The sequence below is a fragment of the Pseudoscardovia suis genome, from assembly GCF_002797875.1.
Lineage (GTDB): Bacteria > Actinomycetota > Actinomycetes > Actinomycetales > Bifidobacteriaceae > Pseudoscardovia > Pseudoscardovia suis.
Window position 1 is genome coordinate 19,345 of sequence record NZ_PGFC01000002.1, and the last position, 21,046, is coordinate 40,390.

The 21,046-nt window shown below is 61.6% G+C and carries 14 protein-coding genes; 10 read left to right on the forward strand and 4 right to left on the reverse strand.

Annotated elements, in window-relative coordinates:
- The first annotated feature begins 899 nt into the window (after nt 1-899).
- The 4 genes from CLV65_RS02815 to CLV65_RS02830 all read left to right on the forward strand — a co-directional run bounded on the left by CLV65_RS02815 (nt 900) and on the right by CLV65_RS02830 (nt 5,298).
- Nucleotides 900-1,754 carry a class II glutamine amidotransferase gene (locus tag CLV65_RS02815; protein WP_094690495.1) on the forward strand — a complete coding sequence of 285 codons (855 nt, stop codon included), beginning with the start codon at nt 900-902 and terminating at the stop codon, nt 1,752-1,754.
- A 220-nt stretch (nt 1,755-1,974) separates the two neighbouring features.
- On the forward strand, nt 1,975-3,237 hold the full coding sequence (locus tag CLV65_RS02820; protein WP_094690494.1) for a glutamate-cysteine ligase family protein: 1,263 nt from the start codon (nt 1,975-1,977) through the stop codon (nt 3,235-3,237).
- A 232-nt stretch (nt 3,238-3,469) separates the two neighbouring features.
- Nucleotides 3,470-4,960: an NADP-dependent phosphogluconate dehydrogenase gene (gndA, locus tag CLV65_RS02825; RefSeq protein ID WP_094690493.1), complete on the forward strand. Its 1,491-nt coding sequence runs from the start codon at nt 3,470-3,472 to the stop codon at nt 4,958-4,960.
- Nucleotides 4,960-5,298, forward strand: a complete 339-nt coding sequence (locus tag CLV65_RS02830; RefSeq protein ID WP_094690492.1) for an acylphosphatase — start codon at nt 4,960-4,962, stop codon at nt 5,296-5,298. The genes gndA and CLV65_RS02830 overlap by 1 nt, the downstream gene beginning before the upstream one ends.
- A 213-nt stretch (nt 5,299-5,511) precedes the next feature.
- Here CLV65_RS02830 and pgl read toward each other — a convergent pair whose 3' ends face one another.
- The 3 genes from pgl to zwf form a co-directional block, all read right to left on the reverse strand.
- Nucleotides 5,512-6,390 carry a 6-phosphogluconolactonase gene (gene pgl / locus CLV65_RS02835; RefSeq protein WP_244569073.1) on the reverse strand — a complete coding sequence of 293 codons (879 nt, stop codon included), beginning with the start codon at nt 6,388-6,390 and terminating at the stop codon, nt 5,512-5,514.
- Between the two features lie 225 nt (nt 6,391-6,615).
- Complete coding sequence (locus CLV65_RS02840; protein ID WP_094690506.1) at nt 6,616-7,563, reverse strand: glucose-6-phosphate dehydrogenase assembly protein OpcA; 948 nt, start codon at nt 7,561-7,563, stop codon at nt 6,616-6,618.
- Nucleotides 7,560-9,134 carry a glucose-6-phosphate dehydrogenase gene (zwf, locus tag CLV65_RS02845; RefSeq protein ID WP_094690491.1) on the reverse strand — a complete coding sequence of 525 codons (1,575 nt, stop codon included), beginning with the start codon at nt 9,132-9,134 and terminating at the stop codon, nt 7,560-7,562. The genes CLV65_RS02840 and zwf overlap by 4 nt, the downstream gene beginning before the upstream one ends.
- Nucleotides 9,135-10,818: 1,684 nt before the next feature.
- On the opposite strand from zwf, the gene CLV65_RS02850 reads away from it, so the two are divergent.
- Nucleotides 10,819-11,589, forward strand: coding sequence for an HD domain-containing protein (locus tag CLV65_RS02850; protein ID WP_420848397.1), 771 nt, complete (start codon nt 10,819-10,821; stop codon nt 11,587-11,589).
- A gap of 103 nt (nt 11,590-11,692) precedes the next feature.
- On the opposite strand, the gene upp is transcribed toward CLV65_RS02850, so the two are convergent.
- Nucleotides 11,693-12,331 (reverse strand): uracil phosphoribosyltransferase, encoded by a 639-nt coding sequence (upp, locus tag CLV65_RS02855; protein ID WP_094691396.1) that lies wholly within the window; start codon nt 12,329-12,331, stop codon nt 11,693-11,695.
- Nucleotides 12,332-12,649: 318 nt separating this feature from the next.
- On the opposite strand from upp, the gene CLV65_RS02860 reads away from it, so the two are divergent.
- The 5 genes from CLV65_RS02860 to CLV65_RS02880 all read left to right on the forward strand — a co-directional run bounded on the left by CLV65_RS02860 (nt 12,650) and on the right by CLV65_RS02880 (nt 20,728).
- The gene (locus CLV65_RS02860; protein ID WP_094691418.1) at nt 12,650-13,087 is read left to right on the forward strand and encodes a nucleoside deaminase; all 438 of its coding nucleotides are present in this window, start codon (nt 12,650-12,652) and stop codon (nt 13,085-13,087) included.
- A 241-nt stretch (nt 13,088-13,328) separates the two neighbouring features.
- The gene (locus CLV65_RS02865; RefSeq protein ID WP_094691395.1) at nt 13,329-15,245 is read left to right on the forward strand and encodes an alpha-glucosidase; all 1,917 of its coding nucleotides are present in this window, start codon (nt 13,329-13,331) and stop codon (nt 15,243-15,245) included.
- Between the two features lie 526 nt (nt 15,246-15,771).
- On the forward strand, nt 15,772-16,800 hold the full coding sequence (locus tag CLV65_RS02870; protein WP_094691394.1) for a LacI family DNA-binding transcriptional regulator: 1,029 nt from the start codon (nt 15,772-15,774) through the stop codon (nt 16,798-16,800).
- Between the two features lie 145 nt (nt 16,801-16,945).
- Entirely contained in the window at nt 16,946-18,640 is a 1,695-nt protein-coding gene (locus tag CLV65_RS02875; RefSeq protein WP_094691393.1) for an MFS transporter, read from the forward strand.
- A 1,881-nt stretch (nt 18,641-20,521) separates the two neighbouring features.
- Nucleotides 20,522-20,728, forward strand: a complete 207-nt coding sequence (locus CLV65_RS02880; protein WP_094691392.1) for a hypothetical protein — start codon at nt 20,522-20,524, stop codon at nt 20,726-20,728.
- Nucleotides 20,729-21,046: the final 318 nt, after the last annotated feature.

Genomic DNA, 21,046 nt, shown 5'->3' on the forward strand with positions numbered 1-21,046 from the left:
GGGTTCCTGTCGTGGCGCCTTGTCCTCTCGCGGGCGTTATGTGTGAGTGGCGGCTGGCACATTGACGGGTCGGTGGGATGGGTGTGTGCGGGGAGTGGCTTGTTTGCTGGGTTCTGGGCTGGGGTTGGTGTTGTTGTGGCGGTTATGTGCGAGTGGCGGCTGGCACTTTGGGCGGTGGTGGTGCTGAATCCCCGCTATGTGTGAGTGCCGGCTGACACATTGGGGGTTGGGATGGTGGTTGTGGTGTTGGGCGTTTGGGGGATTGTTGCGGTTGCTGGCTTTGCGGGTTCCTGTCGTGGCGCCTTGCTCTCTCGGGGTCGTTATGTGCGAGTGGCGGCTGGCACATTGGCGGGTCGGTGGGATGGGTGTGTGCAGGGAGTGGCTTGTTTGCTGGGTTCTGGGTTGCGGGTGGTTCCGGATGGGCGTTATGTGCGCGTGGCGGCTGGCACTTTGGGGGTTGGGATGGTGGTTGTGGTGTTAGGTGTTTGGGGGATTGTTGTGTTTGCTGGCTTTCCGGGTTCCTGTCGTGGCGCCTTGTCCTCTCGTGGTCGTTATGTGCGAGTGGCGGCTGGCACTTTGGCGGGTCGGTGGGATGGGTGTGTGCGGGGTCTGGCTTGTTTGCTGGGGTCTGGCGTTGTGTTGGTTCCTGACGGGCGGTTATGTGTGAGTGGCGGCTGGCACATTTAGGCCGAGGATGAGGTTGAATCCAAGGCCAAGGCCGAGGGGCGGACCGGAGGGGGCGAGGCCAAGACCGGGCAGAGCGGAACCGAGGCGGCGAACGATCCCCCGTGGCGTTTTAAGGCGACGCCATGAAATCTTCCAGACAAAATCGAAGGATATAGCATGAATCGATAACCGCACGCTGTGTTGTGCGGTGCTCATCGAATAGAGTGGAATTCATGTGTAGATTGCTGGGATACGCGACGGCGGGGACGAACAAGAGCCTGGAGGATGTGCTGGGCGAGGGCATCGTGCGCGAATACCTGCGCCTTTCCCTCGTGCATAACGACGGGTGGGGAGCCGCATTGGTGGCGGATTCCTCCCGCCGCGCTGGCGTCGATGACGGTGGTGCAGCGACCACCGGTAGCTATACGACGCTGTACAAATCCACGGAACCCGCCTACCTCGATCCCGCCGCAAGCTTGCTCGCCCAGCAGGGCGCCCGCGGCGCGCTGTTCCACTTGCGTCTAGCGTCATCGAACCTGCCTCTCATCATCGAGAACCAGCAGCCATTCAGCGCCGATGCCATTTCATTCATCCACAATGGCGACATTTCCGATGATTCCGGCCGCAACCTCGTGCATGACCCTGACCTTCCGGTCACACGCGAGCAGATCCTGGCAACGGGCGGCAAGTCGGATTCCGCCATCTACTTCGCTGTCGTGTTGCATCACCTGAGCGAAGGCAAAACGCTGCCCGAAGCGGTCTCGGCAGCCATCGCCGACCTGCGCAAGCGCTACCCGCACAGCTCCTATAACTGCATGGTGCAGACGGAAAACACCTTCATCGTCGCCAATGCGGCGGGCCGCGTGGAGACGAGCCCGCGCATCGTCGAAATCTACAATCGTTTCGGGCTGGGGGAGCGCTCCAAAGGCTACCGCGTGCTGCGATACCGCGACATTGATGGCGGCGGCGTGGTCGTGGCATCCAGCGGATTCCCCCAGGACTCGCGCGACGGTTGGCGCGAGCTGCCCAACAACCACATGCTTGTGGCGTCCAACCGCACCGGACGCTATGAAGTGCATCCGCTGTGAGCTTTGCCGTGGTGATTTCCCGGGTGAATTTCGAGAGGTGAATTCCGGGCGGCTCGGCGCGCGTTGCGATAGGGCAATGCCTATGGCGCCGCGCTCGTCGCGATTGCACCGTGCATGCATGCAACGGCAATAACCACCCCGCACGGTAAACAAAGGAACCATAAATAATTCATAGAGCTAAAGGCGCGAGTATCTGCGCGCCTATCGATAGGCTGGTGCCATGACGATTCACGAGTTTGATTACTTTCATCAAGACCGTTCGGTCAACCCCAAGCATCTGAGCAGCTTGGTGCATTTTTTTGAGGGCGGCATCCTCCAGCCCAAGGATTTCGGTTTTGGTGTGGAAATCGAGCATCTGCCAGTGCGCGTGGGCACGAATGATGCCGTGACGTATGCCGAGAAGGATGGCGTGCACGAGGTCCTCAACGAGCTGTCGGCGTTGTACGACCCGGCAACGCGGTATGTGGAGAACGGCCAATTGCTGGGATTTTCCAAGCCGGGCATCGCCGTGTCTCTCGAACCGGGCGGCCAGATCGAGTGCTCCCTCGGCATCGCCCACAGCGATGAGGATTTCGCACGCTTCTACACGCAATTCCGCCGCGACATCGACCCAATCCTCGCGCGTCACCACATCCGCCTCGTGAACTACGGTTATCAGCCGCACACGCATGCCTCCGACATCACAATCATCCCCAAGCCGCGCTATGACGGCATGACCAAGTTCTTCGGACGCACGTGGCGCCTGGGCTGGAACATGATGCGGTGCTCCGCGTCCACGCAAGTGAGTTTCGACTACTCCAGCGAGGAGGACGCCATCTCCAAACTGCGCATCGGCGTGGCGATCGGCCCGATTCTCGCCCTGTTCTTCCGCAACACTCCGTATTTCGAAGGTGAAGAGAACCCGTGGCCGCTGCTGCGCCAATACATGTGGGACGGCCTGGACCCGCAGCGCACCGGTGTGCCGGCGGGACTGTATGACGACAATTACACGTGGGAGGAATACGCCTACGACGTGCTCGCCACGCCGCTCATGGTCACCGACCTCACGCACACGCCCGAATACACAGGCGACGAGCCGGTGCGCGCAGCATGGCACGACAACGCGGCGGATGTTTACCCTGACCGTGAGCTCAACAAGGCCGAGATCTCGCACATCCTCTCCACGCATTTCCCGGACATGCGTCTGAAGAACTTCCTCGAGATGCGGCATTGGGATTCCCTGCCGTTCGAACGCGCGCGGCGGCTCGCCCAAGTGGTGCTGAGCAACTTCTACGACACGAAGCAGCTCGACAACCTCGCCACGTACTTCGACGGCGTGCGCACGGTGGACGTGTTCGCCGCGAAAGCTGACCTGCTCGCCAATGGCACGGACGCCCGACCGTACGGGCAGTCGCTGGACTTCTGGCGCGAATTCCTGCGCGTCGAAGGCACCATGAGCGATGTGCCGGGCGATCCGGAGCATCCGGACGTATTCCAGCGGTAACGGGCGCGGGGTGGCGGGGTGGCGAGAAAGCCGCCCCTGCCCGTCGCGTTACGCTGACAGCGGAGGTGCATGCGGGCGGCACGTGACGGGCTCCGTTGTTCCGCTGCTACCGCTAAAATCGGCGGTGTTCCAATAATTCCGCGCCTCCAAGCGGTGTCATGCATGCAGCGCGGTGTCGTATATGCGGCCGATTCACGCTCGACGGCCGCATGAATCCTATGGAAGGCTTCACATGGCAGAAAACACAAATGCAGGGAACGCCGGCAAGAAGGCAAACATCGGCGTCGTCGGCCTCGCGGTCATGGGCTCCAATCTCGCCCGCAACCTCGCTCACCACGGCAACACCGTCGCTGTGTTCAACCGCACGTACGCCCGCACCGAAACGCTCATGAAGGAGCACGGCACCGAAGGCGATTTCATTCCGGCCAAGACGATTGAGGAATTCGTGGCAAGCCTGTCCAAGCCGCGCACCGCCATCATCATGGTCAAGGCAGGCGCTCCGACCGACGCGATGATCGAGGCTCTGGCGGATGCCATGGAGCCCGGCGACATCATCGTCGACGGTGGCAACAGCTTCTACAAAGACACGATTCGCCGCGAGAAGGCGATTCGCGCCCGCGGTCTGCACTTCGTCGGTTGCGGCATCTCCGGCGGTGAGGAAGGCGCGCTCAACGGCCCGTCCATGATGCCCGGCGGCACCGAGGAATCATGGAAGACCCTCGGCCCGATCCTGAAGTCCATCGCCGCGGTTGCCGAAGGCGAGCCGTGCGTGACCCACATCGGCACTGACGGCGCCGGCCACTTCGTCAAGATGGTGCATAACGGCATCGAATACGCCGACATGCAGCTCATCGGCGAAAGCTATGACCTGCTGCGCCGCGGCCTGGGTATGACGCCGCAGCAGATCGGCGACGTGTTCGATGAATGGAACAAGGGCGACCTCAACTCCTACCTCGTCGAGATCACCTCCGAGGTGCTCCATCAGGTGGATGCCAAGACCGGCAAGCCGTTCGTGGACATTGTGGTGGACAAGGCAGGCATGAAGGGCACCGGCACGTGGACCGTGCAGACCGCCCTCAGCCTCGCGGTGCCCGTTACCGGCATTGCAGAAGCCGTGTTTTCCCGTGGACTTTCCGGCATGAGCGAGCAGCGCGCTGAAAACGCCCGCACCCCGCTCACCGGCCCCAACGGCGACCTTGGCATCGACGACGCTGACAAGGCTGCGTTCGTGGAGGCCGTGCGCCAGGCGCTGTATGCGTCGAAGATCGTGGCATACGCCCAAGGCTTCGATGAGATTCAGGCGGGCGCCAAGGAATACGGTTGGAAGATTGACCTGGGCGCCGTGGCACGCATCTGGCGCGGCGGCTGCATCATCCGCGCCAAGTTCCTCAACCGCATCTCCGAGGCTTACGACAACGTGGCGGCAGGCAAGCAGGAGGCGTTCAGCTCGCTGCTGTTCGACGATTACTTCACGAAGGCCGTGGAATCCGCGCAGGAGGCGTGGCGCGAGGTCGTGGCGAAGGCTGCGCTCGCGGGCATCCCGGTGCCGGCGTTCTCCAGCTCGCTGTCGTACTACGACGGCCTGCGTTCCAAGCGCCTGCCTGCTGCGCTGATCCAGGGGCAGCGTGACTTCTTCGGCGCCCACACGTATGGTCGCGTGGACCAGCCCGGTGCGTTCCACACGCTGTGGAGCGGCGACCGTTCGGAGATTCAGACCGCCTGATGCGGCGTGAAGCAGGACTGACTGGGGCGGCTGAGCGCAATGACGGCCGCCCCAGCCACGTGCGCAAGCACATTGTGGTAACCGGCATGGTGCAGGGCGTGGGATTCCGCTACGAATCCGTGCGTGCCGCGCGACGCATAGGCATCGTCGGTTGGGTGCGCAATTGCATGGATGGTTCTGTGGAATTGGAAATCCAGGGCGAGCCGGAACCGGTTGCGCAGATGATCGAGTGGCTGTGGCATGGCCCCCAATGGGCGCGCGTGGATGACGTCACCGTGGAATCCGAACTGCCCAAAGACCCCATTCATGCCGAGCGCACGTTCCTTGTCGTTCGGTGAGTCTCGCGTCTTGCGTCGTGACGGTTTCGTCTTGTGTCGCGCGTCTCTCGTCTCGTCTTTTCGCCCCTCTCCGTCATCCTGTATCGCCGATGACGGAGCATAGGGCTAGATAGCAAAGCCCCCATTGCCGTGATTGCGCTGTGCAAACGGCAATGGGGGCTTTGCTGTATCCGTGAAGCTTGCGTGAAGCCTGTATGTGGTGAAGCCCGCTCGTTAGCTCAGGATGTGCTGCTGAGCGGAGAATGCGTTGCGGTCCACCATCCACAGGGTCTGGCGATGGCCAGCTGCGAAGGAGCTGGGAATGTCCGGATCGCCGGGGCGCTCGATGGCGGAGTGCACGGCATCGGCCTTGGAAAGACCGGAGGCGACCATCCACACATAGTTCGTCTGCTGGATGAACGGCAGCGTGAGGCTCAGGCGCAGGGGCGGCATCTTGGGGGAGTGGCTCACTCCGGTCACGCGCTGATTGGGGTCGTGCACTTGCATTGCGTGATGGTGCGGGAACAGCGATGCGAAGTGACCGTCCGGGCCCACGCCGAAGAGTGCGATGTCAAGCGTCTTGCGTTCCTTGTTGCCCAAGGCGACGGAGAGTTCGTCGTTGTAGCGTTCTGCGGCAGCATCCAGGATTTCGTCATTCGTGCGTGCGGGGGCAACGTCTGCTTCGCGGCGCGGACGGGTGTCTGCGGGCATTTCGTGGATGTTTTCTTCGGGCAGCAGGCCGTTGCGCACCAGCCCGTCGAGCCATGCTTCTCGTGCCTGCTTGGCGTTGCGGTCGTCGGAATCCTGCTGCACGAAGCGTTCGTCGCCGAACCAGAAATGCACGCGAGGGAATTCGATGATGCCCTGCGCGGTGCTCACGCTGGCGGCCTTGAGCACGTCAATGCCGGTAGTGCCGCCGGTGAGAGCCACGTCCACGCGTTCCTGACGGGTCAGCAGGTCGCTGATCTTGAGCAGCATGCGGGTGGCGACCGCGGTCACGAGGATCTGCTTGTCGGGGTAGACCACCATCTCGCGGCGCGCCAGCGCTTCCTTCAGGCCTTCATCGGAATCGTCCGAATCTGAGTGATTGATGTAAAAAATTGAATCATTCATGTTTGTTTATTATTTCTATGTTGTTTGAATTATGTTCAATAATGTTTGGAACTTGAGCGTATATGAACAAAAGTGCATCGCGTCGCCAGCGAATCACCGTATTCGTGGCAACGCGATGCAATTCAGCCTACATATCACGGCGCTGGAGCGCCACCGCAGCATCACCGCATCTCGCAGCATCACCGCATTTCGCAGGATGCTGCACTGCCGCGGAATGCCGCAACGTCACGCAGGGCGTCGCACCAAATCCCAACCTTTGTCTACAACCTCAGCATAAATCTCATCCGGGTCAAGACGGCGCAGTTCCTCGCTCAGACAATCCTCAAGCGTGCGGCGCGGCACGGAAAGCGTCTGCGGCTTCTGATTCGGCAGCGAGATGATGCACTTGTCCTCATGCGGGCGATCAAGCGACATCTCGCCATCCTCGCGCCACAGCGACACACCCGTCACGACTTCGCCATCGGGATCGGTCTCCAGCGTCACCGGCACTTTCAGCGTCAACGCAAGCCATGCGGCCAGCAGATACGCGGGCAGATACGCGGGACCGGAACGCACGGTCGCCTTGAGCACAGGCGTGTAGGGCGGGCGGTCGAGCAGCGACGCCACCAGCGCGCGCCACACGGTCAGTCGGGTCCACGACATATCGGTGTCTTCGGGCGTGCGGTTCTCGCGCAGCTCCGCGAACGTCGCGGCAGGCGAGTCGCTGCGCAGCGCATCGGTCACACGTGCGGTTGCCATGCGGCCGAGCGAGTCAGCGGACGGATTGAACGGCGGATTTGTCGGCCACCACGCCACAATCGGCACATCCGGCACGAGCAGCGGCATCACGAGCGTGTCGAGGTGATCGTTCAAACCACCATGCGGGTGCAGCACAATGCACTCGCCGGCACCAGCGTCCGCGCCAAAGCGCACCTGCGCGTCCAGCGGATGGCAGGTGCCGTCATCGTCCACGATCGGGGTGCGCGAGCTCGATGGCACCACCGCGATGATGCGGCACGGATGCTCACGGCTCGCAGCGTTGGCGGCCTCCAGCGCGTTCTCGAGTTCGGCGTCCGTCGTTGAAATGATCAGTGTGAGCACGCGGGATTGCGCAGATTCGCCGCGCTCCTCGTGCAACTGGTCGATTTTGCGCGAAATCTCGGACGTCGTGCTGTCAGGCATTTCCACAATCATGGCATCCTCCACATCCTGCCCTCGCGGGCAAGCATCTCGTCGGCTTCCTTCGGGCCCCACGTGCCGGCGCGGTACGGTTGCGGCTGGCCGAGCGTGGCCCAGTATTGTTCGATCGGGTCAAGAATCTCCCACGAGAGCTCCACTTCGCGGGTGGTGGGGAACAGCGGCGGATCGCCGAGCAGCACGTCGAGAATCAGGCGTTCGTAGGCTTCCGGCGATGCCTCAGTGAACGAGCTGCCGTAGTTGAAGTCCATCGACACGTCGCGCACTTCCATGGCGGTGCCGGGGACCTTCGCGCCGAAACGGAGCGTGATGCCTTCGTCGGGCTGCACGCGAATCACGACGGCGTTCTGCCCCAGCTCACGCGTGGCGGTTTGCTCGAACGGAAGGTGCGGGGCGCGCTTGAACACGACGGCGATTTCCGTCACGCGCTTGCCCAGGCGCTTGCCGGTGCGCAGGTAGAACGGCACGCCAGCCCAGCGGCGGGTATCGATGTCGAGACGAATCGCGGCGTAGGTCTCGGTGCGGGAATTGGGATCGATGCCCTTCTCATCCAAATACCCGATGACCTTCTCGGAGCCTTGCCAGCCGGCGGCGTACTGGCCGCGGGCAGTGGTGTGCGCCAGGTCGTGGGGCACCCGCACGGCGGAGAGCACCTTCGTCTTCTCGGCGGTAAGGTCCGCGGCGCTGAACGACACCGGCTCTTCCATGGCGGTGAGGGCGAGCAGCTGCAGCAGGTGGTTCTGGATCACATCGCGTGCGGCGCCGATACCGTCGTAATAGCCGGCGCGGCCGCCGATGCCGATGTCCTCGGCCATCGTGATCTGCACATGGTCGACGTAGTTGGCGTTCCAGATCGGTTCGAACATCATGTTGGCGAAACGCAGCGCCAGCAGGTTCTGCACGGTCTCCTTGCCCAGGTAGTGGTCGATGCGGAACACGGAGCCGGGGTCGAACACGTCGGAAACCACGCGGTCGAGCTCCTTGGCACTTTGCAAATCATGGCCGAACGGCTTCTCGATGATGACGCGACGCCATGCCCCCGATTGCGAGTGCGACAGGCCGGAATCGCGCAGCATCTTCGACACTGTGGGGAATGCGCGTGGCGGCACCGACATATAGAACGCGTGGTTGCCCTGTGTGCCGCGCTCCGAGTCAAGTTCGGAGACCGTCTGCGACAGGCGCTGGAATGCAGCGGGGTCGTCGAAGGTGCCTTGCACGAAGCGAATGCCGCCGCTGAGGAACTTCCACGTGGCTTCATTGAATGGCGTGCGGGAATGCGCGCGCACGTTCTCTTCGACGAATGCCGCGAACTGCTCGTTCGTCCAGTCGCGGCGGCCGAAGCCGACCAGGCCGAAGTTCACCGGCAGCAGGCCGCGGTTCGCCAAGTCGTAGACGGCGGGCAGCAGTTTCTTCTTGGATAGATCGCCGGTGACGCCGAAGATGACGAGCGAGCACGGTCCTGCGATGCGAGGCAGCCTCAGGTCTCGGCTGTCGCGCAGCGGATTATGCCACGGTGTTGAAGCCTGCTGTGCTGAAGCCTGCGGCTGCGCTGGTTTCGGTTCTGCCATCGTTCCTCCTTTGAGCTCAATGTGCAGATGTATGGACGTATATGGTGTGGCGCTGGCCTGCCGGGCTGCCTAGCTGTGGCGTGCGCGTGGGCCTGCGGTGTGCGGCCGCGGTGGGCGGGCCTGTGGCGGCCTGCCTTGTCTGGCGGGTCGCTGCCTTTATGGGGCTAGCTCCTGTCCGGTGTGATCCTCGCCAAGGTTCACTTACGATGACGTGAATGCAATACTTCCTTCGTTTGTGGCGCTGTGTTTCCGCTTGGCGCGCCTCGCGCTTGGCGAAGCCCCGCATTTTCGCTGCGGCGTGGCCTTTGCGGAGGTGCGGCTTTCGCTGCGGCACGGCAATCGCAGAAAGTAACCAAACCTATGGCAAGTCTATCCAATGGTCTACGAAATCGTCCGATGTGAATCGCTACGACAGCGTCTATTAAGCCCAAAGCGAAGCGCGCCGAAGACCTGAAGGGTGCTGAGCAGCTGCCGACGTGTCATAGAGGGGGGCTATGTGTGAGTGGCGGCTGGCACATTGGCCGCTGTCGTGCCGGATTCCTCGCTATGTGTGAGCGGTGGCTGTCACATAGCAGGTGTTTGTGGTGCGAGTGGGTTAGGGGTTGGCTTGTTTTCTGGGGTTCGTGATGTGGCGGGTGCCGTTGTGGCGGTTATGTGTGAGTGGCGGCTGGCACATTGGCCGCTGTCGGGTCGGATTCCTCGCTATGTGTGAGCGGTGGCTGTCACATAGCAGGTGTTTGTGGTGCGAGTGGGTTAGGGGTTGGCTTGTTTTCTGGGGTTCGTGATGTGGCGGGTGCCGTTGCGGCGGTTATGTGTGAGCCGTGGCTGTCACATTGGGTGTGTCGGTGGTGTGGCTTGATGCGGGAGCGGCCTGTTTTCAGTGTTTGCTTGTGTCTCCGGTGCTGCTGTGGTCGCTATGTGTGAGTGGTAGCTGGCGCATTGCGGTGGGCGTGCGGCTTCAAATATGGGGTGGTGTACATCATTGATGCCGACCGATGATGTACTGGTAAGAATCAAATAACCCGCATCAATACCACCAGAGGGTGGTACCGAAACGGGCTATCTGTTCCCAGAGTATCACGTTCTTTGCGGGCTGGCTGAGCTGCGGCACATTGAGGGATTTTGGTGGTGTGGATGATATGGGGGATTGGCTTGTTTGTTGGGGTTCGTGGTGCGGCGGGTGCCGTTGTGGTGGCTATGTGTGAGCGGTGGCTGGCGCATTGGGCGCGCGGGTGGTGTGGGTGGATTCCGGATTGGCTTGTTTTCGGGGTTTCCTTGTGCGGTGGGTGTTGTTGTGGCGGCTATGTGTGAGTGGCGACTGGCACATTGGGTGTGTCGGTGGTGCGGGTGGATTCGGGAGTGGCCTGTTTTCAGTGTTTGCTTGTGTCTCCGGTGCTACTGTGGCGGCTATGTGTGAGCGGTGGCTTGCACATTGCAGTGTTGATGCGCTGGATTCCTGCTATGTGTGAGTGGCGACTGGCGCATTGGGTGTGTTTGTGGTGTGGCTCGATACGGGAGCGGCCTGTTTTCGGGGTTTCCTTGTGCGGTGGGTGTTGTTGTGGTGGCTATGTGTGAGTGGCGGCTGACACATTGGGCGGTTGGTTCGGTGTCCTGCTGCGTAGCGGTTTTGCTGCGGCATTGCCATCCGCCGCCATGTCGGGAATGCCGTGGCACTATGGGGAATATGGATACAACAACTCCTGGCACCGCAACCCCTGGCACCGCGATTCCCGGCACTACTTCTGGTACAACAACCCCCATCACCACAACCCCTGGCATGACCGGAAACATGGACTTCCTCCCGCTCACGGAAGCCACGGGACTCACCGAGTTCGACATCGAACGTGTCGCCGCGCTGCACCGCGCACTCGCGCCGTCACAGCACGCTTACGACATCATCCACACGCATTGCGTCATCGTCGCACGCCTCGCGCTGAGCCTCGTCCGCGCCGACGCCATCACGCACGCCGACGGCACGCCGCTCGACGAACGCCTTCTCGCGCTGGGCGGCATGGTGCACGACATCGGCACGTACCAGCTCATCAAATCCGATGGCAGCGATGGCGAACCGCTGCGGTTCAAGCATTCGAAATACATCCAGCATGGGTTGCGCGGCTACAAGTTGCTCAAAGCATGCGGATTCGGTGAGGATTTGGCGCAGTTCGCGCGCAATCACACGGGAATCGGCCTGACCGCCAAGGCTGTGAAAGAACAAGAGCTCCCGCTCCCGGTGGCGGATTATGTGCCGGTCACCGCGGAGCAGAAGCTCGTCATGTACGCCGATAAATTCCACACGAAGTCAGATCCGGCGGAATTTGTGGGCTTTGATCGCTGCATCCGCCGCGCCGCAAAGCACGGCGAGGCGAATGCGCAGGGTATGCGCGACCTTATCGAACGCTTCGGTATGCCGCCGATTGAACAGGCCGCGCGGGAATACGGTATGGAACTGCGCTGAATCAGTCGAACCGGTCGCGCTGTGCTGCGCCGCGCTGTGCCGCACCATGCCGTGTTGCACCACGCGCTGCCGCAATCAACCGCCACCTCAGCCAGCCGCTGCCTCAGTCAACGACGCCGTACAGCCTGTCGCCGGCATCGCCCAGACCGGGCACAATATAAGCCTGCTCGTTGAGGTGGTCGTCGAGCGCACACGTGAGCACGTGGAAGTCAATCGAGGGGTCCACGGTTTCGCGCAGCCGCTTGATTCCTTCGGGCGCAGCGATGATGTTAAGCGACGTGATGGTCTTCGCACCGCGCTCATGCAGGTAGTGGATCGCTGCCACGAGCGTGCCGCCAGTGGCGAGCATCGGATCGAGCAGGAAGCACTGGCGACCGGAGAGGTCGTCGGGCAGGCGGTTGGCGTACGTGATGATGTCAAGCGTGGATTCGTCGCGCTTCATGCCGAGGAATCCCACTTCGGCGGTTGGCAACAGCGACGTCATGCCGTCGAGCATTCCCAGTCCGGCGCGCAGAATCGGCACGATGAGCGGGCGCGGTCCGGCGATGCGCTTGCCCACGGTGGGCGCCACAGGCGTTTCGACGGGCACATCCTCGACGGCGAGGTCTCGCGTGGCCTCGTATGCCTCAAGCGTTACGAGCTCCGAGACGAGGCGGCGGAAAAGGGACGACGGCGTGTTTTTGTCACGCAGCACGGTGAGCTTGTGGTCCACCAGCGGGTGGTCAAGCACAGTGAGTTTCATGGTCATGCTTTCAGGATACTTCGCCGGCGGAGTTCAGCCGACAGGTGGGGTGTCCGTGACTGGTGAGATCGGGGATTTCTGGCGGAGTGGATGTGGCCGGTGGCGTGGAGCTGGTTGCGGTTCGGGCTTAGATAGCATGGTGGCATGGCAGATGACAAGGGACGGATTACGCAGGGAACAGACACGGCTGTGGTCACGTCCGTGGAGATGGCCACAGACATGACTGCAGACGATGCCGCCCACACTACGAATGCGCACACTGGCGCGCCGATTCCTGTGCGCGCGGATACCAAGCAGCGCTCGCCTTATGAAGGCGCGATGCGCGAGGCGTTGCGCCAGGCACAATCCGCGGCTGTTGCCGGAGACATGCCGATTGGCGCAGTGGTGCTGAACGCCGATGGCGCGGTGATTGCGACGGGCCGCAATATGCGCGAAGTGCATTGCGATCCGCTGTCCCACGCCGAGGTCGAGGCGATGCGTGCGGCGGCTCGTGCGCTGGGCACGTGGAATCTTGCGGATTGCACGCTCGTCGTGACGTTGGAACCCTGCCCGATGTGCGCGGGAGCGGCGGTGAGCGCTCATATGGGACGCATCGTGTTTGGTGCGTGGGATCCGAAGATGGGCGCGTGCGGTTCTGTGTGGGATATCCCCCGTGATCCGCATGTGGGCGCCATGCCGCAGGTTTATGGTGGAGTGCTCGAATCCGATTGTTCCCGTCAGCTCACCGCATACTTCCATACCCTCCGCACTGCCTAGCGAGGTGGTTCGTGCCATCGAGCGGCATGGGTGATAACGGCGCGGATGCTGGTGGTGTGCAGCGCTGGTGGCGCGGGCAGCGGCGTGGAGCGGCAATAATGGAAGACAGAAGCGGGCCCAAAGCCAATCCAGCCCAAGGCCATCCAGCCTCAGGCCGTACAGTCCAAGTCACTGAACTCGGGTCGCACACAGGCACCGCAACGAAGCCAAGAAGCGGCCTTGCCGAGCAGAAAGGATCATCATGACATCCACTCAGCGCATCGAACTTCCCGATAGCGTGCGCACCAACGGCGCATCGCCCAACCCATGGTGGGCCAATTGCGTGGTCTATCAGATTTATCCGCGTTCATTCCAAGACACGAACGGCGACGGAATCGGCGACCTGCGCGGCATCACCCAGCGTCTCGACTATCTGGCACGCTTGGGCGTCGATGTCATCTGGCTCAGCCCCGTCTACAAGTCCCCGCAAGACGATAACGGCTACGACATCGCCGACTACCAGCAAATCGACCCGATGTTCGGCACTCTCGCTGACATGGATGCACTGCTCGCCAAGGCACACCGGCTGGGCATGAAGGTCGTCATGGACCTCGTGGTCAACCACACGTCGGACGAACACCCATGGTTCCAAGCCAGCCGTAGCAAGGACGACCCGCACGCGGACTGGTATTGGTGGCGTCCGGCCAAGCCCGGCCATGAGCCCGGCACGCCCGGCGCTGAGCCCAACCACTGGGGATCCTACTTCGGCGGCAGCGCGTGGCAATACGATCCCAAGCGCGGCGAATACTACCTGCACCAGTTCTCGAAGAAGCAGCCGGACCTCAATTGGGAAAATCCTGCCGTGCGCCACGCGGTGTACGACATGATGAATTGGTGGATGGATCGCGGTATTGACGGTTTCCGCATGGACGTGATCACGCTTATTTCCAAGCATCTGGGCCCCAATGGCGAGATGGAGGATGGCGAGATCGGCCCCGAGGGCTACTCGAACGTGTATTGGTTCTGCGAGGACGGCCCGCGCCTTGACGAATTCCTCCAGGAGATGCATCGCGAGGTGTTCGATGGCCGCGACGGCTATATGACCGTGGGCGAAGGCACCGGCATCGAGGGCGGCCCCCGCGACGAACACATCACCGATCCGCGCAATCGCGAGCTTGACATGCTGTTTGTGTTCACGCACCTCGACATTGACCACGGCGAGGGCGGCAAATGGACCCCCAAGCCCATGCGCCTCACCGATCTCAAGCGCACGATGGCGTCGCAGCAAAATGCCGTCGCCAGCAACGGCTGGGCGAGCATATTCCTTGACAACCACGACCAGCCGCGCGTCGTGAGCCGCTGGGGCGATACGTCGAGCGACGACATGCGAGTCAGGTCCGCCAAGGCGCTCGCATTGCTGGCGCACTTGCACCGCGGCACGCCTTACATCTACCAAGGCGAGGAACTGGGCATGACGAACGCTGGTTTCACGCGCCTCGACCAGTATCGCGACCTGGAGTCCATCAACATGTATCATCAGCGCGTCGAGGAAGCCAAGGTCGAGTCAGCGGATGACATGATGGCCGGTCTTGCCGCCCAGTCGCGCGACAACGCCCGCACGCCGATGCAGTGGGATTCCACGAAATACGCGGGTTTTACGGCGGAATACGCTCCAACCGAACCGTGGATCAGCGTGAACCCAAACCACGATGTCATCAATGCCGAGGCGCAGGTGGATGATCCCGATTCCGTGTTTGCGTTCTACCAGAAGCTCATCGAGCTGCGCCACACGAATCCCATTGTGGCGGCCGGCGACTGGACGCTGCTGGACCCGGAGGATGAGCAGGTGTATGACTTCCTGCGCTCGCTGCCGGATTCGGACGGCGGCGTGGAAGGTCGTCTGGCAGGCAGTGCGGAAGGTCGTTCGGACGGCGGTGCGGCAGGCAGTACGGAAGGTCATCTGGAGGGCGGTGTGCTTGGGAATGCGCGCCGTTCGCTGCTCGTGGTTGTCAATTGCAGCTCTCGTTCGGCGCATGTGCCCGCGCAGGCCGCTGCGGCGCTCGACGGCAAGGTGGATGCTTCGCGCATTGTGCTGTCGACCACCGACCCCGACGATGCGGCTGCGAGCCTGCTGCTGGGCAAGCTTTCGCCGTGGGAAGGCGTGGTGTACGAGCTGTAAGCCTGTGAGAACCAGCGAGGCCGTAAAGAACCGGCGAGGTCTGTGAGAACCGCTAGGCGTCTGCGGCGAACTGCAAGGCGCTTGGCGGTTCTCTGAATCCCCGCGGCGCAGGCGCCCGAGGCGGCCTAGGGCAAGGCGGCCTAGGACTGTGGAGTCTGTGGTATTTGTTCTGATGCCCTGCGCGCTGTTCGACATATCTGCCCGCCACAGAGCGAAGTGTGCACAGAAAATCGAATTGTGCACATGAATTTTCGCGACACGGGGAACGACTGAGAAACGCCCGGTGTGGCGTAATGCAGCGGAACTTGCTCCCGTGTTAACATCGAAAACAGCAGATGCGCGATTGCCGAAGCCGGCACGTTCCGGTTTCGGGCGTTCGAGAGCTTGGGAGAGCGCGAGTCCTTAGGAATGCCTGATTTCTTAAGGGATTTCGCATACGCGCATATATCGAACGCAGACATACGGCGCCAGTGGCAGGGATACCACGGCGTCTACTTCCGGCACGCCGGAGGGAAGGGAGGCCGCAATGGTTGGCATGAGAGATGTCGCTCGCAAGGCAGGGGTGTCGCTGAGCACGGTGTCACTCGTTGTGAACGACACGGGTTATGTCTCGCAAGACATGCATGACCGAGTGATGCAGGCGGTGAAGGATTTGGGCTACATACCCAAGAAGAAGCTGCATCGCGCGGACGCCCAGCGTAGTGGGCTCGTGGGCGTTCTGTTGCCTACGCTTAACCATCCGTTCTTCGCTTCGCTGGCGTCGGAGATTCACAAGCAGCTTGTCACCATCGATGAAGTGCCGGTGACTCTCGGCGTGGAGCAGATGCCCGGCGCCGAAACCGTGCTGCTCGACATGCTGCGGCACAAGAAGCTTGACGGTCTCATCACCTGCTCCCACGCTGAGGATGAGAGCTCCGTGGCGGCCCTTGAGGCGCCGATCGTGGCGTTCGACCGCTTCATCGACCCCTCGATCCCCATTGTGCAGAGCGATTGGCTGCAGGCAGCGCGGCTGGTATGCACCCAGCTGCTGGATAGCGGCGCCAAGCGCGTGGTGGAAATGGGCGGCCCGCGCTCGCAATTCCGCGACATCCCCATCGATTCGCAGGGCAACGACACGTCGTTCCCCACGACCCATTACCATCGCGCCCTCGAAGAGGAGCTCGCTTCGCATGGCGTGCGTGTCGACTACGTGCAGGTAGATCACGTGGCACAGCTGCCGTTGTTCAGCAAGGCTGCGGTGGCCGCTTTCGAATCGTTTCCGCGTCTGGACGCGATTATTGCACCGGATATGGCGGCGGCGTATTCTGTACAACAAGCGTTGAAGCGTGGTCTGAAGATCCCGCAGGACGTTCAGATTATGTCGTTCGATGGCACATTGGTGGCCGATGCCGCAGGGCTGCGCATCACCACCGTGCGCCAAAACGTCGGTATGCTGTCCCACAGCTTGGTGCACCTTCTCGCAGAGGAGATGCAATACGACGGTAAGCGCCGCGATCGGCGCGCCGAACGCAAAGTCATTCCTGTGAGGCTCATCAAAGGCGATACGACACGCTGACAGCCGTTTGGCAAACGTTTGACGGTTGCTGTGCAGTGAAATGAGTCTGAACTGTGGGAATCCTTGGGGTAATCACAGTTTTCGACGTTATGCTGCGCCTCATAATTGAAACACAGATAGTCGCACATGATAGGAGGAAACAATCATGAACGACGACGCATCAGATCGCTTGGGCACTGGCAACGATGCCGATGCCCGCGAAGAGCTGCGACCTGCGGTTGATCCATCTGAACCCGCTCCAGAGGCAGCTCCCGGGTCTACGGCGGCCGACGAGGACCGTGAGGCGATTCCCGGTATCGAACGCCCGGATGTAGGCCATGCTTTCACCCAACAGCAGTTCGAATCCGTCGACAAGCTCGGCGAACCATTCATCACCAAGGAAAATCGGCCGGAGGGATCGCCTGAAACGGTCCAAAACACCGATGTGCAGAACGTTGTGGCGGCAACGGATTCCGGTGCTCCCGCGACAGCGCTTTCCAGCGTGGTGGGGGCGGAAGCATTGAACACCGAATCCGCCTTCAACGACATGCGTGACCCGATGGCAGCCGCGGATGGCAGCATCCCCACAAAGACCGAAGTGGTGCGGCTGGGCATCGGTTTCACCCTGTCCGCTGTGCTGTGCGCAATCCCGTGGGTGGCGCTTTCGTCGATCATCCTGCCGGCAGTGCTTGAAAACATCAACGCCGGCGCCAAGGAATCGATGCTCGGCACCATCAATGCAGTGGGCTCGATTGTGGCGCTGCTGGCCAACATCATCTTCGGCACGCTCTCCGACCTCACCCGCAGCAAGTGGGGCAAGCGCACACCGTGGATCATCGCCGGCGGCATCGTCGCAGGCCTGTCGGTGGGCGCCGTCTCGCTCGTGCAGCACAGCTTCGGCGCCGTGCTGTTCTTCTGGTGCATGGCACAGCTGGGATACAACGTCATGCTCGCCCCGTTCGTCGCCACGATGTCCGATCGCGTGCCCGACAAGTTCCGTGGCCGCGTTTCCGGCTTCTACGGCGCTGGCATTGCCGCCGGTCAGACAATCGGTAGCTTCGTGGGCGCACGCTTGCTGGCGCAGGGTCAGTCCGGCATGGATGCAGGCTGGGTGATGGGCCTGGCTGTGTTCGCGCTCATCGGCATTGCCGTCGTGGCCATCTGGCCTCGCGAGAAGAGCAACGAAGACGAGCCGCGCGAGAAATTCTCGCTGCGCATGCTGCTGCTTTCGTTCCGTCCGCCGCGCCACGCGCCTGACTTCTACTACGCGCTCGCCGGCCGCACGCTCATGATGGGCGGCTACTGGATGATCAACTCCTACCAGCTCTACATCGCACAGGATTACGTGTATGCCGGTGATCCGGACGGCGGCACGAAGGCGGCCGCGTTGATCGCCACGATGTCGGTGATCACACTCATCGTGTCTCTCGTCGCCGCGTTGGGCGCTGGACCGCTGACCGATAAGATCGGCATGCGCAAGGTGCCGGTCGCGCTCGCAAGCTGCATGTTTGCTCTCGGTGCCGCCATGCCGTTGCTGTTCCACAGCGCGGTGGGCATGTATCTGTTCGCCGCCATCGCAGGTCTGGGCTACGGCACTTACAACGCCATCGACCAGGCACTCAACGTCTCCGTGCTGCCCAACCCCGAGGAAGCCGGCAAGGACCTGGGCATTCTCAACCTCGCCAACACGCTGTCGACGGTCATTGGCTCGGTGTTCACCTCACTGATTGTGGTCATCGTCAAGTCCGTGATGGGTGTGACCAGCACGCCTAGCCAGGCCTACACGGTGGTGTTCATCGTGGCAATCGTCATCGTGCTTATCGCGGCGTGGCTCATCGTGCGCATCAAGAAGGTCCGCTAAGCCCGCGGTGCGCGGTGCGTGGTGCGGTGCGCGGTGTGTGGCGCTGCGGCGTGCGGTGCGGTGCCGAGCTGCACGGTACGTGCGGTGCATCGGTGTGGTGCATCAGTGTGGCGCGGTGCTTGCGTGCGGTGATGCTGTGCGGTGTGCCGTGGCGCGGTGTTGAACGTCGCCGCATGCATGGCTCATGCAGTATGAGGCGCTCGCCGCACAATGCACATGTTGCTCGGCTCGGCGCGATGTGCGCGGTGCTGCGGCGTCGTGTTGCAGCGCGGATGGTGCGATGCATAGCGGTGTGCAACGCTGATACTCACTAGCGGTGTCGCGCCTAAGCCCACGCCCTGACCCTATCCAATCCTGAACCAATCCTCGATACTATCCATTAGCCCCCGAGATTCCCGACTACGGAATCTCGGGGGTTCTTTGTTTCTAGGCTCCTCCCGTCGCGGCTTTGTCCCCTGCTGGCGGCTATGTGTGAGTGGTGACTGGCACATTGGCGCGTTGCCGTGCAAATCCCCGCTATGTGCGAGCGGTGGCTGTCACATTGGACGTGTGGCGGCGCGGGTGGATTTGGGATTGGCTTGTTTGCAGGGGTTCCTTGTGTGGCTGGCGTTACTTTGGCGGTTATGTGTGAGCGGTGGCTGGCACATTTGCGCTTGGGTGGCGCGGGCGAACCTGGGATTGGCTTGTTTGCTGGGTTCCGGAGTTGTGGAGTTTCCGGATGGGTGGCTATGTGTGAGTGATGGCTGGCACATTTGCGCCTTGGGTGGGTTGTTGGTTTCGCGGTGGGGCAGGAGTGGCTGTTTTTCGGGGTTGTTGATGTTTGGGAGTACCGGCGGCTCGGTTATGTGTGCGCGGTGGCTTGCACATTGGGTGTGAGTTAGCGCGGGTGGACTTAGGGCTGGCTTGTTTCCTGGGATCCTTTGAGTGGTTGGTGCCGTTGCGGTGGTTATGTGTGAGTGGTGGCTGGCACTTTTGCGCCTTGGGCGGGTTGTTGGTTTTGAGGTGAGGTGCAGGAGTGGCTGTTTTTCGGGGTTGTTGATGTTTGGGAGTACCGGCGGCTCGGTTATGATGTGTGCGCGGTGGCTTGCACATTGGGTGTGAGTTAGCGCGGGTGGACTTAGGGCTGGCTTGTTTCCAAGGCTCTTTTGAGTGGTTGGTGCCGTTGCGGTGGCTATGTGTGAGTGGCGGCTGGCACATTTGCGCCTTGGATGGGTTTGTCGGGGTGCGGGGTGGTGTGGGGGTCGGTTTGTTTGCGGGGGGGCTGGTGGTCGTGGTGGTTTGTGCCGGATGGTTATGTGCGAGCGGTGGCTGGCACATTAGGACGGCGGATGGGTGTTGGGTTTGTAGGATCGGCTTATTTGCTGGGTTCTGGTGTTGTGGAGCTCCCGGACGGGTGGCTATGTGTGCGTGGCAGCTGTCACATCGGGCGCGTTGTGGTGCGTGCGGGTGATGGGATTGGCTTTTTCCAAGGGTTCTTTGTGCGGCTGGTGCTGTTATGACGGTTATGTGTGAGTGGTGGCTGGCACATTGAGGCGGCGAGTGGTTACCGGGGCTTTATGTGTGAGTGGCGGCTGGCACGTAGCCGCCCCGCTCCGCCCCGCCATCCAGCCCTGCCCGCCGCCCCGCCATCCAGCCCCGCCCATCCAGCCCCGCGCCATTGCCCGCATAGCACACATAACGAACGCGAATGTGTCCACTATGTGAACACTAGCGCTCAGCCGCTAGGCGACGGTGCCTAGGTTGTAGCCAACGTCAGCCAAACAGGCTGGGATTCATCAGATACAGGGTGTCCACCCGGTGGACGCACGGTTTGCGCTTCATCGCACATCGTGCCGCACGCCGCGGGATGCACCGGACTTTTGAGGAAGGAGGTCCACCGCTATGAAGGCTCAGGGTGTCGTTTCCGCCAATGTCGCAGCCGTTGCTTCCGTTGTGCTTGCTGTCGCTAACAGCATCAACAGCACTATCAGCACCAACAGCATTACCGGCATTATTGGCGAGATTATTAGCGACGCCATTGTCGTCCTGCGCAACATTCTGGTTGTCCTGGGTCGAATTATTAACTCGCCTTCATCGTTGGTGGACTGAAAATCATACAGAGCCCGCCTGCGGTGCAGGAAGGGCTCAACAGACACAATCCGTTGTGCCCGCCTGATAGCAGGGTTTTCAACGATGCCTCAAGCAATTGCACAAGCCATGTAATTGGCACACAATCGGCACCACAGTCGATTCGCAGCAATAAAAGCTCAACGCCAACAGGCCAATGCCCAATAGGCAGATGCCCAAGGCCAGCCAGAGCAATGGCAGTAGCAATCGCCCAGACGCATCGCCTCGTCGAAAACAACGGAGGCAATACTCATGTCAATGGCAGAAGGATCAGCGGCGGCAGAAACCGCAGTCGACAAA

Bases quoted from the DNA above. Each gene is read 5' to 3' on its own strand.
- CLV65_RS02815 (WP_094690495.1), top strand. From the start codon at position 900: ATGTGTAGATTGCTGGGATACGCGACGGCGGGGACGAACAAGAGCCTG.
- CLV65_RS02865 (WP_094691395.1), top strand. From the start codon at position 13,329: ATGACATCCACTCAGCGCATCGAACTTCCCGATAGCGTGCGCACCAAC.
- zwf (WP_094690491.1), bottom strand. From the start codon at position 9,134: ATGGCAGAACCGAAACCAGCGCAGCCGCAGGCTTCAGCACAGCAGGCT.
- CLV65_RS02820 (WP_094690494.1), top strand. From the start codon at position 1,975: ATGACGATTCACGAGTTTGATTACTTTCATCAAGACCGTTCGGTCAAC.
- upp (WP_094691396.1), bottom strand. From the start codon at position 12,331: ATGAAACTCACTGTGCTTGACCACCCGCTGGTGGACCACAAGCTCACC.
- CLV65_RS02840 (WP_094690506.1), bottom strand. From the start codon at position 7,563: ATGATTGTGGAAATGCCTGACAGCACGACGTCCGAGATTTCGCGCAAA.
- CLV65_RS02875 (WP_094691393.1), top strand. From the start codon at position 16,946: ATGAACGACGACGCATCAGATCGCTTGGGCACTGGCAACGATGCCGAT.
- CLV65_RS02870 (WP_094691394.1), top strand. From the start codon at position 15,772: ATGGTTGGCATGAGAGATGTCGCTCGCAAGGCAGGGGTGTCGCTGAGC.
- CLV65_RS02850 (WP_420848397.1), top strand. From the start codon at position 10,819: ATGGATACAACAACTCCTGGCACCGCAACCCCTGGCACCGCGATTCCC.
- CLV65_RS02880 (WP_094691392.1), top strand. From the start codon at position 20,522: ATGAAGGCTCAGGGTGTCGTTTCCGCCAATGTCGCAGCCGTTGCTTCC.
- gndA (WP_094690493.1), top strand. From the start codon at position 3,470: ATGGCAGAAAACACAAATGCAGGGAACGCCGGCAAGAAGGCAAACATC.
- CLV65_RS02830 (WP_094690492.1), top strand. From the start codon at position 4,960: ATGCGGCGTGAAGCAGGACTGACTGGGGCGGCTGAGCGCAATGACGGC.
- pgl (WP_244569073.1), bottom strand. From the start codon at position 6,390: ATGAATGATTCAATTTTTTACATCAATCACTCAGATTCGGACGATTCC.
- CLV65_RS02860 (WP_094691418.1), top strand. From the start codon at position 12,650: ATGCGCGAGGCGTTGCGCCAGGCACAATCCGCGGCTGTTGCCGGAGAC.